We start from the raw sequence: 18,022 nt of genomic DNA on the forward strand, positions 1-18,022 counted from the left end.
CGCGCCGCTTCGGGTTGTTTCAGGTGAACAAAACGTTTCAAGGAGTGTCCTGTGCAAGACAATAACGTGCTGGTCACCGACCATCGCTATGCCTCCACCGCGCGTTTCTGGCGCGAAAGCCTTTCGCAGGTCGCCGGCGTCTACCGGATCGCGACGTACGCCCCGAATCAGCAACCGGGTCGCCCGCTGTCCCGCACGGTGCGGCTCACGCCCGCGTCGCTCGACCTGTTGCGGCGCATCGGCGACGGCGAGCTTGCCGAGTTCGCCGTCACGGCGGCGGGCATTGCATTCCTGCTCTGGAAATACTTCCGGATTCCGGTCACGGTGCTCGGCACGCCGGCGCTGGCCGCGCATCCGTCGGCCCGCGCCGCCACCGTGCCGCTGATCATCGAGGTCCGTCCCGACGAGCGCGTCGAGGACTACCTGTCGCGCGTGGCCGCGATCGTGGAAGACAGCTACGCCGAGCCTCACTTCCCGCTTGAAACGCTCGTGCGCAACGAAAAGGACATGGCGCTCGCGCAGCTCACGAAAGTCGTGCTGGCGGACGACCGGGTGCACCACGCACCGACCGGTCGCGACGACGATCTGCAGTTGCATCTGCGGCTCGCGCGCGGCGAGATCGAGCTTCGTTACAGCACGGCGATCGAGCCTTTCATCATCGACGGTTTCGCCGGCAGCCTCGGCGCGGTGCTGGCGGCATTCGAACACCTCGACACGGCCGTCGGCGACATCGCATCGGCCCCGCCGGAAGAGGGGCCGCTGCTGAGCGCCTTCAACGAAACCGCGACGGCCGGCCCCAGCCACCCGACGGTCGTCGCCATGTTCGAAGCGCAGGTCGCCCGCACGCCGACGGCGCCGGCCCTGGTCACCGACAGTGCGCTGATGACCTACGCCGACCTGAACGCCCGGGCCAACAGCCTCGCGCATCAATTGCGCGAACACCACGGCGTCGGGCCGGAATCGCTGGTCGGCATCATGCTCGATCGTTCCGAATGGATGATCGTCGCGATTCTCGGCATCCTGAAGGCGGGCGCGGCGTTCGTTCCGCTGGACCCGGCGTATCCGGCCGAGCGGATCAATCACATCCTCGGCGACACCGGCCTGTCGTTGCTGGTGACCCAATCGAATCAGCTCGCGCAGTGGTATGAGTTCTCCGGCGTGACGCTGCTGCTGGACCAGGAACTCCCCGGCTGGCCGCCGCGGCCCGACAACCCGCCGTACCGTGCCGAACCGGCGCACCTCGCCTACGTGCTCTACACGTCCGGCTCGACCGGGAAACCCAAAGGCTGCCTGCTCGAACACCGGAACCTGGCCCACTACATCGCGTGGGCCGCCGCGTATTACTTTCCGGAAAGCACGACCGGCAGTTTCGGCCTGTACAGTTCGCTCTGCTTCGATTTCACGCTCACCAATATCTTCTGCCCGCTGGTGCGCGGCAAGACGCTGCGCATCTATCCGCAGTCGGAGAGCATCGACACCATCCTGGCCCGGATGTTCCAGCCCGGCAGCGGCGTCGACACCCTCAAGCTCACGCCCACCCACATTCACCTGCTGGAGTACATGAACCTGGCACGCTCCGGCGTGCGCAAGGTGATCGTCGGCGGCGAGGAACTGACGCCCCAGCACATCGCCACGCTGCGCAAGATCGATCCCGCGATCGAGATCTACAACGAGTACGGCCCTACCGAGGCGACGGTCGGCTGCATCGTCGAGCGCGTCGAGGACGCGCCGTCGACGGTGCTGATCGGCCGGCCCATCGCCGACACCCGCGTGTACATGCTCGACGACGCGCTGCGGCCGGTTCCGCTCGGCGTGCCCGGCGAAATCTGCCTCGCCGGCGCGGGCCTTGCACGCGGCTACCACCAGCGGCCCGACGTCACCGCCGCGAAATTCGTCGAGCATCCGTTCCCCGGCGAAGCGCGCATCTATCGCACCGGCGACATCGGCCGGTGGCTGCCCGACGGACGTATCCAGTGCTACGGGCGCGTCGACCACCAGGTCAAGATCCGCGGGCACCGTGTCGAACTCGGCGAGATCGAGGCCGCGATCGCCGCGCACGATGACGTCGTCGGCGCGGCGGTCATGCTGCGCGAATCCGCCCACGGCGTGCGCAAGCTGGCGGCCTACGTCAAGGGCGCCGCGAGCCTGAGCGTGCCGGACCTGCGGGCCTATCTGGCCGGGAAGCTGCCGGACTACATGGTCCCGTCCGACATCATCCCGATCGCCGAATTTCCGCTCAACGCCAACGGCAAGCTGGATCGCCCGGCGCTGCTGGCGCTGGAGCCCAACGCCGCGCCCGACGACGCCCGTCTCGACGCCACGCCGCTCGACGCCACGCCGATTCAGCTCGAGCTGGTGCGCATCTGGCGCGACGTGCTCGACAATCCGGCCGTCGATCTCACCGGCCGCTTCTTCGACTACGGCGGCGATTCGCTGCAAGCCATGCAGCTGGTCTCGCGGATCTGGAGCAGCTTCTCCGTCGAGATCGGCATCGACGCGATCTTCGAACTCCAGACCATCAGCGCGGTGTCCGACCTGATCGAAGCGTCGTCGCCCCACGCCGGTTCGACGGCCGGCGCCATCCTGCCCCGCTCGCGCGCGAACGACCTGCCGCTGTCCTTTCCGCAGCAGCGGCTGTGGTTCCTCGCGCAACTGGAAGGCCCGTCGGCCACCTACAACATCTCGAGCGCGCTGCGCTTCGACGGCGAACTCGACATCGCGCGCCTGCAGGCCGCCGTGTCCGAGATCAGCCGGCGTCACGAGATCCTGCGCACGACGTTTCCCGCCGTCGACGGCCGCGGGGTTCAACGCATCGCGCCGCCGGCGCCGGTCGCGCTCGACGTCGTCGACGTCGCCCGCGAATCCGACACGCTCGCGCGGCTCGCGGAGGAAGCCGACCGCCCGTTCGATCTCGCCGCCGGGCCGCTCTATCGCGTCGTGCTGTATCGCGTCCATGAGCGCCTGCACGTCTTCGGCATCGTGATGCATCACATCGTCTCCGATGCATGGTCGTCAGGCATCCTGATCGGCGAACTGGCCGCGCTCTATGCCGGCGAGTCGCTGCCGGAACTGGCGGTCCAGTACGCGGACTACGCGGTGTGGCAGCACGAGCGCCTGGCGTCCGCCGACACGCATCGGGAACTGGCGCTGCTGAGCGCCGCGCTGGCCGATGCGCCGGACCTGATCGAACTGCCCACCGACCGCCCGCGGCCCGCCATCCAGCAGTTCCGCGGCGCGGTGCTGCCGTTCCAGCTGAGCGGCGAACGCGCCGACGGCCTGCGCGCGATCGCGCGTGCGTCCGGCACCAGCACGTTCATGGTCGTGCTCGCCGCGTATGCGCTGCTCCTGTCGCGATACAGCAACCAGCAGGACCTCGTCATCGGCTCCCCGATCGCCAACCGGCGGTCCAGCATGACCGAGCCGCTGATCGGCTTCTTCGCGAACATGCTCGCGCTGCGCGTGGACCTGTCGGGCAATCCGACCTTCGGCGAATTGCTGGCGCGCGTGAAGCGCGTCGCGCTCGACGGCTACAGCCGCCAGGAGATTCCGTTCGAGCAGGTGGTGGATTCGCTCGCGCTCGAGCGCAACCTGAGCCGCACGCCGGTGTTCCAGGTCGTGTTCGCGTACGAGAAAGCGCCGTCCCAGGCGGTGAGCTTCCCCGGTCTCGCGGCCACGCCGGTGGCGGTCGAGACCCACACCGCGAAGTTCGACCTCACGCTCCATGTGCAGGATGCCGACGACGGCCTCGCGGGCTCGCTGGAATACAACCTCGACCTGTTCGACGCCGCCACGATCGATCGCATGGCGGAACACTTCCGCACGCTCGTCGATGCCGTGATCGCCGATCCGGACGCGCCGCTCGGCGCGCTGCCGTTGACGAGCGACGCGGAGCGGAACCTGATGACGGTCGAGTGGAACCGCACCGACACGGATTTCGGCGACGCCGCCGCACAACCGCTGCATCGGTTGTTCGAACAGCAGGTCGAGCGCACGCCCGATGCCGTCGCGGCCGTCTTCGATGACCAGACGCTCACCTACGCCGAACTCAACCTGCGCGCCAACCGCCTCGCCCACCACCTCATCGCGCTCGGCGTCGGCCCCGATGCACTCGTCGGCGTCGCGATGGAGCGCTCGCTCGACATGAGCGTCGCATTGCTCGCGATCCTCAAGGCCGGCGGCGCTTACGTCCCCGTCGACCCCGACTACCCCGCCGAGCGCGTGCGCTTCATGATCGACCACGCGCAGTTGCGTTGGCTTCTCACCCAGCAGCATCTGCGCGACGCGCTGCCCGAGACCGACGCCCGCCTGATCGTCGTCGATACCGACTCGCTCGACCTCGATGCCGCGGCGACGTCCAACCCCACGCCCGCGCTCGACGGCGACAACCTCGCCTACATGATCTACACGTCCGGCTCGACCGGCCGCCCCAAGGGCGCGCTCAACACCCATCGCGCGATCACCAACCGCATCCTGTGGATGCAGCACGCCTACGCGCTCTGCGCCGACGATGCCGTGCTGCAGAAAACCCCGTTCAGCTTCGACGTCTCGGTCTGGGAACTCTTCTGGCCGCTCGTCACCGGCGCGCGCCTCGTGTTCGCCCGCCCCGGCGGCCAGCGTGAGACCGACTATCTGGTCGAACTCATCGAGCGCGAACGCATCACCACGCTCCATTTCGTGCCGTCGATGCTGCGTGCGTTCCTCGACCATCCCGACCTCGACGCGCACTGCGCATCGCTGCGCCGCGTCGTATGCAGCGGCGAGGCGTTGCCCCACGACCTGCAGCAGCGTTGCCTCGAGCGCCTGGACGCCAAGCTGTACAACCTCTACGGCCCGACCGAGGCCGCCGTCGACGTGACCGCGTGGGAATGCCGGCACGACGACCCGCACCGCATCGTCCCGATCGGCCGGCCGATCGCCAACACCCGCCTCTACATCGTCGATGCGCAGATGCAGCCCACGCCGATCGGTGTGCCCGGAGAACTGCTGATCGGCGGCACGCCGGTCGGGCGCGGCTACCACGGCGAACCTGAACTGAGCGCCGAGAAGTTCGTCGCCGATCCGTTCTCCGACGACCCGCTCGCGCGCCTCTACCGCACCGGCGATCTCGCGCGCTACCGCCCCGACGGCAACATCGAATTCCTCGGCCGCATCGATCACCAGATCAAGCTGCGCGGCCTGCGCATCGAACCCGGTGAAATCGAGGCCGCGCTGCGCACGCATCCGTCGGTCGACGACTGCGTCGTGATCGCGAAAACCGCAGGAGCCCGAACGTTCCTGATCGCCTATGTCGCGACCGCGGAGCCAGACATTGCCGATCTGCGCGGTTATCTCGGCGGCAAGCTCGCCGACTACATGGTGCCGTCGCAGTTCGTCGTCCTTGCATCGTTGCCGATGCTGCCCAACGGCAAGATCAACCGCAAGGCGCTGCCCGCCCCGGCCGACGGGGTCAACGTGGTCAACATGGCCCAGCCGCACGCGCCCGCCGTCACGCCGCGGGAAATCCTGCTGGCGTCGATCTGGCAAGACGTGCTGCAGCTGCCTTCCGTCGGCATCCACGACAATTTCTTCGAACTCGGCGGCGACTCCATCCTGAGCATCCAGGTGGTCGCGCGCGCCAATCAGGCGGGGCTGCGCGTGACGGCGAAGCAGCTGTTCCAGTATCAGACGATCGCGCAGCTGGCCGCCGCGCCCGAGGAGCGGGCAGCCTACGTGCCGACCTTGAGCCCGCTGGGCGATGCGCCGCTCACGCCGGTGCAGCACTGGTTCTTCGACCAGGAGATCGACGCGCCGTCGCACTTCAATCAAACGGTCCTGATCCAGGTGCCGGCGGATCTCGACGCGTCGCGGCTGGCCGACGCGTTCCGGCAAGTCTACGAACATCACGACGCGTTGCGACTGCGTTTCTCGCACGATGCGGGCCGCTGGACCCAGCACGTCGTCGCCGGCGGCGAGATGCCGGCGCTCTTTGCGAAACAGGTGATCGCCGGCGACGCCGCCGAGCGCCTGGCGGCGATGCGCGCCGCCGCCGCTGACGCGGAGCGCGGCATCGACATCACGCATGGCCCGTTGCTGGCGGCGCGGCTCTTCTGCGTGGCCGGCGAGCCGCTCGCCCGCCTGTTCGTGTCGATCCATCACCTGGCGGTGGACGGCGTGTCGTGGCGCGTGCTGCTCGAGGACTTGCATGCCGCCTACCACGGCCAGCCGTTGCCCGCGAAAACGACGTCGTTCCGCGAATGGGCGCTGCATCTGCAGGAACGGGCCCGGTCGCCGGCCATCGGCGACGAAGCGCGACTGTGGCAAGCGCTCCTCGCGCAGCCCGTCGAGCCGATCCCGGTCGACTATCCGGCCGCAGGCGCGCCCAACAATGTGGCCAACAACGCGGTCGGCGACGCGTCATCCGTTTCATTCGAGCTGGACGAAGCCGACACCACCGCGTTGCTGCGCCGGCTGCCACGGGCCTACGACACCCGCATCAACGACGTCCTGCTCATCGCGCTCGCGCAAGCCTGCAGCCTGGTCACCGGCAACGCCCGCACGCGGATCGATCTCGAGAGTCACGGCCGCCACGTGGCGGATGCGCCGCTCGACCTCACCCGGACGGTGGGCTGGTTCACGTCCATCTACCCCGTCGTGCTCGACGCCGACGCGATGCACACGCCGGAGCAAGCGCTGCGTGCCGCGCGCCAGCAGCTGCGCCGGATTCCGGCCGACGGTCTCGGTTATTCGCTGCTCCGCTACCTGAGCCCCGACGCCGCCGTGCGCGACAGTCTCGCCGCGTTGCCGCAGGCCGATATCCTCTTCAACTATCACGGGCAGCTCGATACCGTGTTGCAGCAATCCGACGGCTGGCGCCCGGCGGCCGAAGACCTCGGTTCGCTGCGCGCCGGGCGGTCGCAGCGCACGCACGCGTTCGAGATCGTCGCCGCCGTGGTCGACGGCAAGCTGCAGGTGGACTGGCGCTACGGCGAGCGGCTCCACCGGCGGCAGACGGTCGAGAACCTGGCGGCGCACTTCAGGGACCGGTTGCTCGACTTCGCGGCGTCGGTCCCCGACACCGCAGCGGACGACATCGACGACAGCTACCCGCTCTCGTCGCTGCAGCAGGGCATCCTGTTCCATTCGCTGTACGACCTGGATCCTGCCGCCTATTTCCAGCAGTTCAGCTTCGTCGTCAGCGGCCCGCTCCAGATGCCGGCGCTCCGGCAGGCGTGGGCCCATGCGCTCGCGCGCCATGCCGTGCTGCGCACCGCGTTCGCGTGGGCCGATCGCGAGCAACCCGTCCAGACCGTGCTGCACACGGTCGAGCTGCCGTGGACAGTGCTTGACTGGCGGCACCGCGATGCGTCCCGCCGCGCGCAGGACTTCGATGCATTCCTCGCCGACGACCGGAAGCGCGGCTTCGATCTGCAGCGGGCGCCGCTGTTCCGCTGCACGCTGATCCAGGAAACCGACACGCGCCATCGCTTCTGCTGGAGCGCGCACCACATCATCCTCGACGGCTGGAGCACCGCGACCCTGATGAAGGAGGTGTTCGCCGACTACCTGTCGCTCGCGCGCACCGGCACGCCCGCGGTCGCGGCGTCGGCGCCGGGATACCGCGCGTACATCGACTGGCTCGCGCGTCATCCGCGCGCCGCCGACGAAGCCTGGTGGCGCGCCGAGCTGGCCGGCTTCCCCGCCGCCACGCCGATCGCGGCCAGCCCGGCCCGGCAGACGACCGGCGACGCCGCGCGACAGGACAAGCGCCGGACCCAGCAATTCCTGCTGGACGAGGCGCTGACCGCGCGGCTGCACGCGCTCACGCGTGCGCATCGCGTCACCCTCAACGTCCTGATCCGCGCGGTCTGGGCGTTGGTGCTGCGACGCCACGCCGGAACGGACGACGTCGTCTTCGGCGTCACCGTGTCCGGCCGGCCGCCGCTGCTCGACGGCGTCGAGTCGATCGTGGGGCTGTTCATCAACACGCTGCCGCTGCGCCTGCGTATCGCGCCCGAGCGCCCCTTCACCGAATGGCTGGCAGAGGTTCACGCCGCGCAGACGGCGATGGAGCCGCACTCGTACAGCTCGCTGGTCGACATCCAGTCGTGGAGCGAAGTGCCCGCCCGCGACAGCCTGTTCGACAGCCTGCTGGTCTTCGAGAACTTCCCGGTTGCCGCCGCCCCCGAGCTCGGGCCGGACGACATCGAGATCCTCGACACCCGCGCGTTCGCGGAATCGAACTACCCGCTGACCCTGACCGTGCACCCGGACGCGCGCATCGGCTTCCATATTTCGCACGATGCGCACCGTGTCGCGCCGGATGTCGTGCGGCAGATGCTCGATACCCTCCGCACGTTGCTCGAGCGATTCGCCGAGCACCCGGACCAGCCGACCGGCCAGCTCGCCGATCCGCCGGCCGCCGACGGCCAGCCGGGCGCGCCGCGCGATGCGGCCGGGCCGGCGATCGAAGCCGCCGCCGGTGCGGCCACGGCGGCACGCGTCGTCGCGCCCACGGCGGACGAGCGCACGTTGCTGGAGATCTGGCAGCGGATCTTCAAACGAGACGACATCGCGGTCACCGACAACTATTTCGACCTCGGCGGCCACTCGATCATCGCGATCCAGCTGATGGCCCATGTCGAGAAGGCGTTCGATCGCCGGCTGCCGATTTCCTGTCTCTTCGAGAATCCGACGATCGAGAAACTGGCGGCGGCGCTCGCCACGAACGAACCGGCCGCGCCCGCCGGCGGACTCGTGCCGATTCGCGACGGCGGCCCCGCCGCGCCGCTCTTCCTGCTGCCGGGCGCCGGCGGGAACGTGGTCTACTTCCACCCGCTCGCGCACCACCTGAGCGGCGCCCACGCGATTCACGGGCTGGAAGCGCCCGGCCTCGACGGCGCGTGCGAGCCGCTCACCCGCGTGGAAGACATCGCGGCCCGTCATATCGAGCGCATCTGGCCGCTGGTGGGCGCGGGTCCGTACTACCTCGCTGGCCACTCGTTCGGCGCGCACGTGGCGCTCGAGATGAGCCGGCAACTGGTCGCCAAGGGCGCCGACGTGAAACTGCTGGCGATCCTCGACGCGTCCGCGCCCATCGACAGCCCGGCCGCCACGTACTGGCAGGACTGGGACGACACCGAATGGCTGGTCGCGATCGCCCACGAAATCGGCACCTTCCTCGGCGCCGACCTCCAGGTGACGCGAGCCGACCTCGTCCCGCTCGATCCCGACGGCCAGGCCGACTTGATCCTCGCGCGGATCGGCGACCGCGGCAACTGGTTCGCGGACGCCGGGCCCGAGCGCCTGCGCGCGTACCTGCGCGTCTATCAGGCCAACTTCAAGTCGCACTACGCGCCGCACGCCACGCCGCTGCCCGTACCGATCGCGTTGTTCCGCAGCACCGAGCACGATCCCGACGACTTCGCGCCGTCGCCCGAGATCGCGCAGCTTCGCCTGGACCCGGCCTGGGGATGGTCCCGCTTCTCGACGCTCCCCGTCGCGGTGACGGACGTCCCCGGCGACCACCTGACCATGCTGCTCGATCCGCATGCCGGCGCCCTCGCCGCCCATGTCAACTCGTTCCTGGAAAAACAACCCTCATGAAACTGAAATCAACGCCGACGATCGACAACACGTTCGCCCGCAAGGTCTGCATCAACCTGGACCGGCGTCCCGACCGCTGGGAAGCGATGCAACGAAAATTCGCAGAGCAGAACATCCTCACGGTGGAACGGCTGTCCGCCGTCGATGCAAGGCTGGTGAGCGTGCCGGAATCGTTGAGCCACATGCGTCCGCAGGACTACGGCTGCACGATGAGCCATCTCGCGGCCGTGAAACAGGCGAAGGCCGCCGGCGCCAGCGAAGTCCTGATCTTCGAGGACGACGCGTTCTTCGACGCAGAGTTCGCCGCGCGCTTCCCCGAGTTCATCGCGCAAGTGCCGGACGACTGGCACATGCTGTTCCTGGGCGCGTATCACTTCACGCCGCCCATTCCCGTCGCGCCGAACATCGTCAAGGCCGTGGAGACGCTCACCGCGCACGCGTACGTCGTCAGGGACTCGCTTTACGACGCGTTCATCGCGATCAACGAAAACCCGCCGGCGATCAACGACCGCAACAACCTCGTCCTGCAGCAGACGTTCAATTGCTACTGCTTCGAGCCGAACCTGGTCGGACAGGAGTCCGGCTACTCCGACATCATGGACGAAGTGATGCCGGAGAAGCCGCTGACCTATTCGATGCCCATTCCGGACGGCTGGTAACGCCTGCCGCCCCGTGCTCGCCGCGAACCCTCACTCGACAGGCCATTGAACCTCATGCAAACCACCACCGTTGACCTCGAAGCGGCGTTCGTACAGGCCGCGCTGGATGCGCTTCACCGGGACTGCAAGCTCGGCGACGCGATTTCACTGGCTTACGGGAAATGCGAATCGACTGCCGGCGTGATCGACCTGATTTTTCCGTTGATCACGAAGAAACTGCGGATCGACTACATCCTCATGTACAGCATCGAAAGCAATCCCCGCGCGCTCCTGCAATTTCTTCGGCAGGTCGAGTCGCGGCTGGCACGGAACGAAAACTGGACGGCCGCGTCGGTCGAGGCCGCGTTGCGGAGCGTGGCCGATTCGACGGACAGCGTCGGCTGGGCGCGGGCGCAGCGCCTGCTGAAGTGCTGCATCCTGTTTTCCGATTCGCCCCTGGGCATCGTGGAAAGCATCACGTTCCTGGGCCAGCACGAAACCTCGTCGAGGTTGAGATCAGCGGCAAGCAATGTCGAACTCAGCCACCTGATCAACTGAGACCTATTGGCCATTCATGGATTCCGCTCAAAGCAAATCGCCGCCCTGGCATTCCGCCGTCACGCTGATGTGGCGCAGTCATCCCTGGCTGACGCTGGGCACGGTCCTGACGGGCCTCGTCAGCGGCATCGCGTCGATCGTGGGCGTCGGGTTGATCAGCACCGTGCTGCACGCCCCGTCTGATCGACAGACGCTGCTGCTGATGTTCATTGCGGTGAATGTCATCGCGGTGGTCTGCAGGAGCGGCGCGGCCGTGATGCCGTCCTATGCGTGCATGAAAGTCATGACGAGATTGCGCGTCAACCTGTGCAAAAGGATCCTGGCGACCCCGCTCGATGAAATCGACCGACGCGGCGCCCCCCATGTGCTGACCTTGCTGACACAGGACATTCCGCAGCTGAGCCAGACCCTGCTCACCATCCCGACGATCATCGTTCAATCCGTCGTGCTGATCTGCAGCATCGTCTATCTCGCCTATCTCTCGTGGATCGTTTTCGCGTCGACGATGATCCTGACCCTCGTCGGCCTGGTGCTTTACCTGTTCTTCTATCGGAAGGCGGTCAATTTCACCGAGCGGGTTCGCGATGAATTCGTCCAGTTCAACGAATACACGCATGGCCTCGTGTTCGGCATCAAGGAACTCAAGCTCAACCGGGCGAGGCGCCGCTGGTTCACCCGGGCCGCGATCGAACTGTCATCGAAGCGCGTGGCGGGATTCAACTACATCGAACGCTTCTGGTTCATGAGCGGCGACAGCATCGGCCAGATCACCGTCGCGGTGCTGCTCGGCTTCCTGCTGTTCGGCGTGCCTTCGCTCGGCGTCGTGGATCCGTCCGTCCTCACGGCGAGCATTCTGGCCGTGCTCTACATGATGGGGCCCTTGACCATGCTGATCAATATCCTGCCGGTGATGGCCGAAGGCAAGACCGCGCTCGCCCGGCTGGCGGAATTCGGTTTCCTGATCGACGACACGCAGGACGCACACAATGAGCCGCCCCATCCGGGCGCCGTGGCATCCCCATCGGCGAAGTCATGGAAGGTCATCGAGTTGAACGAGGTGACGATGAACTACCGTGACAATGAATCGTCGACCGACTTCGTGCTCGGCCCCATCAACATGACGATTCATGCCGGAGAACTCGTCTATGTAATCGGCGGCAACGGCAGCGGCAAGAGCACGTTGGGCAAGGTCCTCAGCGGCCTCTATGCGCCGACCGGCGGCACCATTTCGCTCGACGGAAAAGTCATCGACGACGATGCCCGGGAACGCTACCGAAACCTGTTTTCCGCCGTCTTCACCGATTTCCATTTGTTCAATCGCATCATCGGGCCGGATCGGGGCAATGACAGCATCGAGCTTGCCCGGAAATACCTCGACACCCTGAAACTGGCGGACAAGATCGAGATTTCCGGCCGCACCTACTCGACCACCCGGGCGCTATCGACCGGGCAACGCAAGCGCTTGGCGCTGCTTTGCGCGTACATCGAGGATCGTCCGATTTACATCCTGGACGAATGGGCCGCCGATCAGGATCCGGTCTTCAAGCGATTCTTCTATGAAGTGCTGGTTCCCGACCTGAAATCCCGCGGGAAATGCGTCGTCATCATTACCCACGACGATCAGTACTTCAAGCTGGCGGACCGGGTCATTCGGCTCGATAGCGGCCGTATCTTCTCCGATACGGCCGTATGCGCCGTCCCGGCCGAAGCCGCCGGATGAGCCGCGATCCCGATGGGACACGATGCGCGCCGTACCGGATTCGACGGCCGGCGATGCGTCTGTCCCGGCAAACCGTTACAGACGCATTCGCACGTGGGTGTTTAAATCATGTCGGCATCCATGCGCACACGCGCAGCTTCAACGTCTCATCAGGAATCCTTTCATGGAGTTCAGCAGATTGTTCGCACACGTCGGCGAAGCGATCTCGAGCAGCGGGAGCCGACGTTTTCCCCGAATGATGTACAACCTGATCGCCGCGGCGGTCCCCGTCGACGAGATCCGCATTTCGGAGCTGGCGGTCGACGACTCACCTGACGGCCATCCCGCGGTGCGCAGCCTCGGCGTGGTCGGCGCGGCGCTCGCGAAGGCCGGGGTGACCGCCGCCTGTTGCGGGCCGCAGATGCCGCCGCGCCCGGGGGCGAGCCCCCTGCACGTCGACGACACGCTCGCCGGCCACAGTCCCATCCACGCGCAGCTCGACCGCTTCATCGTCATGCAGGCGGCGGTCGTGTCGCCGCGTTACGCGCAATTCCACCTCGTGACCCGCAAGCGGGGCCACTGTTACGTGATCTCGTTGTATCGCACGTGTACGTTCGACGATTTCTCGCCGCAGGAGCGAACCTTCCTCAAGGAACTCTCGCACGTGCTGTTTCCGATCGTCGAGAGCCATGTCGCGGCGCTCGACGCGACGCCACCGGCCGCCCAAGTGACTATCGCCGCGCCGCCGGCGACGCAATCGGGCCGGGAGCGCGTGGCGCGGCGGTTCGCCGAGCGTCTGCGGCAAGCCGGCGTCAAGCTGTCGACGCGCGAGATCGAGGCGTGCACGGCACTGCTGGCCGGCGACACGGTGCCCGCCATCGCCATGCGTTTCGCGCTGCGCGAAAGCACCGTCGAGACCTACCTGAAGCGGGCCGCCGTCAAGCTGGGCTTCAGCGGGCGTCATGGCCTGACGCGCTGGATGCTCGACGAGACGGCCGGGGCCGCGACGGAAGCGGGCGGGGACGGCATGCGAAGCGTGCGGCGCGACTACGCGTCGCCGCGCATCGGAACCTGAGGGCACGCGGCCCGAACACGCCCATCCGGCGGCGCGGCGTGCGTCAGGCGCGGCACGCCAGGCACTTCAGCGCGCGCGACGCCGACGCCGACGCAGGCGCAGGCGACGCGCGAAACTCCATGGGACGACTGCCGCCGGTTTCCCTCTCGCGTCGCACGTCGGCAATCTAGCCGGCGCCGCAACCCGCGCTGCCGCACCCGGTGACATCGTCGTCATCACTCGCGACGACGCGTGCCGGCGCGGGCGCGCGCGGCAGCCATCCTGGCTAGTCGGCCGGCGGCGTCACGCCGCCGACGCGCACGGTACGGAATCGTCGATCATCCATTTCGTGAGCCCGTGCCGGCCGCTGATGCCGAGCTTCACCGCGGCGCGCTTGATGTACGTCTCGATCGTGCTCTCCTTCACACCGAGCTCACCGGCCATTTCGCGCAGCATCTTGCCCGCGAGCAGGCCGAGGCACACTTCGTTTTCACGCGCCGACAGCACGACCCGCGCGCGCGCGAGCCGCGATTCGAACTCGTGGCGCAGCGCGTCGACGCCGGGCAAGCCTGCCGTCGCACCGGGCGCCATTGCGCATTCACGCTCGCCGTGCCGACGCGTCGACGCATGCCACTCGACGAGCGGCAACAGCGTATCGGCGAAATTCTTCAGGAACGACATCTCCTGCAACGAGAAGTCGCGATGCGATGCCGTGCGATGCAGCGAGATCACGTAGCGGCGATTCGCCTTGCCCGACACGAGATGGCACTGAAATCCGCCGCCCGGCCCGCGCGGCGGCGCGACGTCGCCGCCATTGCCACGCCGCAACAGCGGATTGATGTGAATGAGCTGCCGGTCGCAGGCCGCCAGGATCCGGTTCAACGGCGGATGCGCGGCCGGTTCCCGCTCGCCGTGCGCGGCCGGCGCGCCGCGCCCGTCGCCGCCCGGTGCGCCGAACGCGCCGAGCGATTGCACGCGGACGACTTCGCCCGCCGGCTCGTCGAGCGTCCATTCAGTCATCCGGGTGATCGCGAGCGGAATCGATTCGACCAGCAATGCATGCATGTCGGATGCGAACCGCTCACTGCCGGCGCTCGAAATCACCTTCCCGAGCTTCGCGAACATCTGACTCTCCTTGTTGTGCGTGCTTGAGGACCTGGCGCAACGCCGGCGCGCGTCGGGTCGCGCTGTGTCGCACGCGTTCTCAGGCGGGCAACGCGCGCCGCCGGCGCGCGATCCGGAACACGCGATGCGCGTGCGAATGATCGTCAGGCACGGCAAGCGCCGCCGCGTCACCGACGATCGAACAGACCGATGACGAGCGAGAAACAGGCACGATGTTTCCTCCGTATCGGACAGCGCGATGCGGTGGGCGTCGCATCGATGGACGTTCATGACGGGCGACGCTGCCAGCGGCCGAAACGTCCATTTCGGTCGATGCGCGTGGCGGGACGAAAACGCGCCGCCGCCGGACGTGCTGAAGACCTGAATCGGACAACCCGGCGCCGGCTCGAAGCAGGCGCGTTCCCGGTGAATTCAACGAAAAATGTCGATCAAAAAGCGAAACGATTCTTTCCATTGAATTTGATCCATGTATATCCCAGCCGCGTATGATAGCGATGATTTAAGACATTTGCAGTTAACCCGAAATTTATTTTTAAAACGACACCGCTTGATAACCGGAAATAGGCATTATTATCAACGCACGAATAAATCAACATTCGTTTACCACGAACTTTTGTAATAATCGGTCGAGCGACGCTTACCACGAATTTTCATCCGGGGGCACCATTCGAGAGAGGAATTGTCGGATTTCACCAGCCCCCGCTCATCGAGCTGGTTTCAAGCCGTATCTTCCGGACGCTATTTCGATTCACTCAACAATCGATTCAATATGCGCGACGGCAAAGCATAGTTTCCGCCCAAGCCCACGGCAGCGTGCTGCCGGGACGGGCGTTGCAAAACACCAACAAAGGGCGAAGCCATTTCCCGTCATAAAATTTCCATATTAAATGAGTCGGAATTCTTCAATTCCGCCGCTTGTCACCCCATAGATAAATTGCTACGCTTTCGACCGAAATATACGACGCATCATCAATCAACCTTGAATTACGGCCGGGTTTATTTAAAAAATCGAAACAGGACGATTAATATTCACGTGAAATCATCTTTTGTCGATCGTCGCGGCTAGCGCTTCGCCGCACGCGATTCCGTCGAATTTCCCTATCCGCTTGTCGACAGAACAGGCCGACGGCCAATTGCAGCAATCTCCCGGCGGTTTTTCGATTTCCTTTTAGACGCCCGTGGTGATGCGCGGCCCGCGCATTGCCGGACGCATCGTTCTTTTTCAATCCTGCCCGACCCGAGCGCAACGCTTCCCGAGCGTCACGCCTGCATCGATTGCCACACCAGTCTCAACGCGTCATTTGTCGTCTTTCCAATCTTCAAAACAATGCCGAAAAATTGGAGCACACCATGAGTCACGACTTCCGAGACGAACCCGCGCCGCGTCGCGCCTTCCTGGCCGACATGGCAAAACTCGCGGCGGCCGGCATCGTCACCGGCTGGACCCCGCTCTACCAGATCGCGGCACACGCGCGGACGGCCGGCGACACGCCGCCCGGCTTCCCGGCCGACATCCCGCTTTACAAGCAGGCATTCCAGAACTGGAGCGGCGAGATCGCCGTGCAGGACGTATGGACCGCCGCGCCGCGCTCCGCCGACGACGTCGTCGCGACCGTCAACTGGGCGCGCGCGAACGGCTACCGGATACGCCCGCGCGGCTACATGCACAACTGGTCGCCGCTGACGCTGGACCCGGGCGCCGGCGCCGCGAACCTCGTGCTGCTCGATACGACGAAGTCGCTGACGGCCGTCTCCGTCGACACGTCGGCACGTCCGGCGCGCGTCACCGCCCAAACGGGCGTCTCGCTGGAGTCGTTGCTCGCGACGCTCGAGCCATATGGCCTCGGCGTGATTGCCGCGCCGGCACCGGGCGACATCACGCTCGGCGGCGCGCTCGCGATCGATGCACACGGCACCGCCGTGCCGGCGGCCGGTGAAACCTTGCAGCCGGGCCATACATACGGCTCGCTGAGCAATCTCGTGGTCGCGCTCACCGCGGTCGTGTTCGATCCGGCCCGGCAGCAATACGTGCTGCGCCGGTTCGAGCGCGGCGATCCCGAGATCGGCGCGTTCCTCGCACACATCGGGCGGGCGTTCGTCGTCGAAGTCACGCTGACGGCAGGCCCGAACCAGCGGCTGCGCTGCCAGAGCTACGTCGATATTCCGGCATCCGAGCTGTTTGCGCCGGCCGGCTCGACGGGCCGCACGATCGCGTCGTTTCTCGATCGCTCGGGCCGGGTGGAAGCCATCTGGTTCCCGTTCACGACCAAGCCGTGGCTCAAGGTCTGGACGCCGACACCCAGCAAGCCGTTCCTGTCGCGCGCCGTCACGCAGCCGTACAACTATCCGTTCTCCGATTCGATCTCGCAGACCATCTCGGATCTCGTCAAGCGGATCGTGATCGGCGGCGAAGGCGCGTTGACGCCGCTGTTCGGCCAGACGCAGCTGGCCATCACGACGGCCGGTCTCGCACTCACGCTCAGCGGGGACATCTGGGGCTGGTCGCGCACCGTGCTGCAGTACATCCGGCCGACGACGCTGCGCGTCACCGCGAACGGCTACGCGGTGCTGGCGCGGCGCGCCGACGTGCAGCGCGTGATCAGCGAATTCGTGCAGTTCTATCAGAACCGCGTCGACACGTACAAGGCGCGCAACGAGTATCCGATGAACGGTCCGGTCGAGATCCGCGTCACCGGCCTCGACAAGCCGGCCGATGCCGGCGCGGGCGCGGCCGTGCCCGCGTTGTCCGCGCTCAAGCCGCGTCCCGACCGGCCGGAATGGGATACCGCCGTATGGTTCGACATCCTGACGTTGCCGGGCACGCCGGCCGCCGATCGCTTCTATCGCGAGATCGAGCAATGGATGCTCGCGAACTACACCGGCTCGTATGCGACGGTGCGCCCCGAATGGTCGAAGGGCTGGGCCTATACCGACACGGCCGCCTGGCAGGACGACACGATGCTCACCACCACGATTCCGAACCTGCATCGTGAAGGCCAGCCGCCGTCCAGCAGCTGGGATACGGCGCGCGCGACCCTCGAACGCTACGACCCGCACCGGATCTTCCGGTCGCCGCTGCTCGACCGGCTGATGCCGTAGGGATCCCGGCGGAAGCCGGCTGCCATGGCCGCCACGGAACGGATGACGATGCGCGAACCGTGCAGGTTCGCAAGGTCATTCAGGATGTGGCGGCCGGCAGGCTGGAACCGTGGCGAGCGGCGGAACGGCTGAATCGACGACCTGACAGGCTCGCCTGCGGGTCGCCAGGCCGCGGGAGCGCGGCCGCGAAGCGCTCCGGCCCATGCACGACTGTCGAAGCGATTGCCGGATGCGGCGCGTGATTCGACAACAGCACCGCGCAAAACC

At 66.5% G+C, this 18,022-nt stretch carries 8 protein-coding genes; 7 read left to right on the forward strand and 1 reads right to left on the reverse strand.

From position 1 onward, the window contains the following. Nucleotides 1-51: 51 nt before the first annotated feature. From CFB40_RS34540 to CFB40_RS34560, 5 genes are all read left to right on the forward strand, one after another. The gene (locus tag CFB40_RS34540; protein WP_089433863.1) at nucleotides 52-9,582 is read left to right on the forward strand and encodes an amino acid adenylation domain-containing protein; all 9,531 of its coding nucleotides are present in this window, start codon (nucleotides 52-54) and stop codon (nucleotides 9,580-9,582) included. Continuing rightward, nucleotides 9,579-10,241, forward strand: coding sequence for a glycosyltransferase family 25 protein (locus CFB40_RS34545; RefSeq protein WP_256976964.1), 663 nt, complete (start codon nucleotides 9,579-9,581; stop codon nucleotides 10,239-10,241). Before CFB40_RS34540 ends, CFB40_RS34545 begins: the two co-directional genes overlap by 4 nt. A gap of 54 nt (nucleotides 10,242-10,295) precedes the next feature. After that, nucleotides 10,296-10,778 carry a hypothetical protein gene (locus tag CFB40_RS34550; RefSeq protein WP_089433864.1) on the forward strand — a complete coding sequence of 161 codons (483 nt, stop codon included), beginning with the start codon at nucleotides 10,296-10,298 and terminating at the stop codon, nucleotides 10,776-10,778. 16 nt (nucleotides 10,779-10,794) lie between these two features. After that, entirely contained in the window at nucleotides 10,795-12,498 is a 1,704-nt protein-coding gene (locus CFB40_RS34555; RefSeq protein ID WP_089433865.1) for a cyclic peptide export ABC transporter, read from the forward strand. 163 nt (nucleotides 12,499-12,661) lie between these two features. After that, nucleotides 12,662-13,552, forward strand: coding sequence for a helix-turn-helix transcriptional regulator (locus tag CFB40_RS34560; protein WP_089433866.1), 891 nt, complete (start codon nucleotides 12,662-12,664; stop codon nucleotides 13,550-13,552). Nucleotides 13,553-13,834: 282 nt separating this feature from the next. On the opposite strand, the gene CFB40_RS34565 is transcribed toward CFB40_RS34560, so the two are convergent. Beyond that, nucleotides 13,835-14,656 carry a helix-turn-helix transcriptional regulator gene (locus CFB40_RS34565; protein ID WP_089433867.1) on the reverse strand — a complete coding sequence of 274 codons (822 nt, stop codon included), beginning with the start codon at nucleotides 14,654-14,656 and terminating at the stop codon, nucleotides 13,835-13,837. Nucleotides 14,657-14,845: 189 nt separating this feature from the next. Here CFB40_RS34565 and CFB40_RS38425 point away from each other — a divergent pair, with 189 nt between their 5' ends. Next, the gene (locus CFB40_RS38425) at nucleotides 14,846-15,145 is read left to right on the forward strand and encodes a hypothetical protein (protein ID WP_143329937.1); all 300 of its coding nucleotides are present in this window, start codon (nucleotides 14,846-14,848) and stop codon (nucleotides 15,143-15,145) included. A gap of 861 nt (nucleotides 15,146-16,006) precedes the next feature. Then, nucleotides 16,007-17,755: a cholesterol oxidase substrate-binding domain-containing protein gene (locus tag CFB40_RS34570; RefSeq protein WP_089429898.1), complete on the forward strand. Its 1,749-nt coding sequence runs from the start codon at nucleotides 16,007-16,009 to the stop codon at nucleotides 17,753-17,755. The last annotated feature ends 267 nt before the right edge of the window (nucleotides 17,756-18,022 follow it).

It is taken from the genome of Burkholderia sp. AU31652, assembly GCF_002223155.1.
Taxonomy (GTDB): Bacteria; Pseudomonadota; Gammaproteobacteria; order Burkholderiales; family Burkholderiaceae; genus Burkholderia.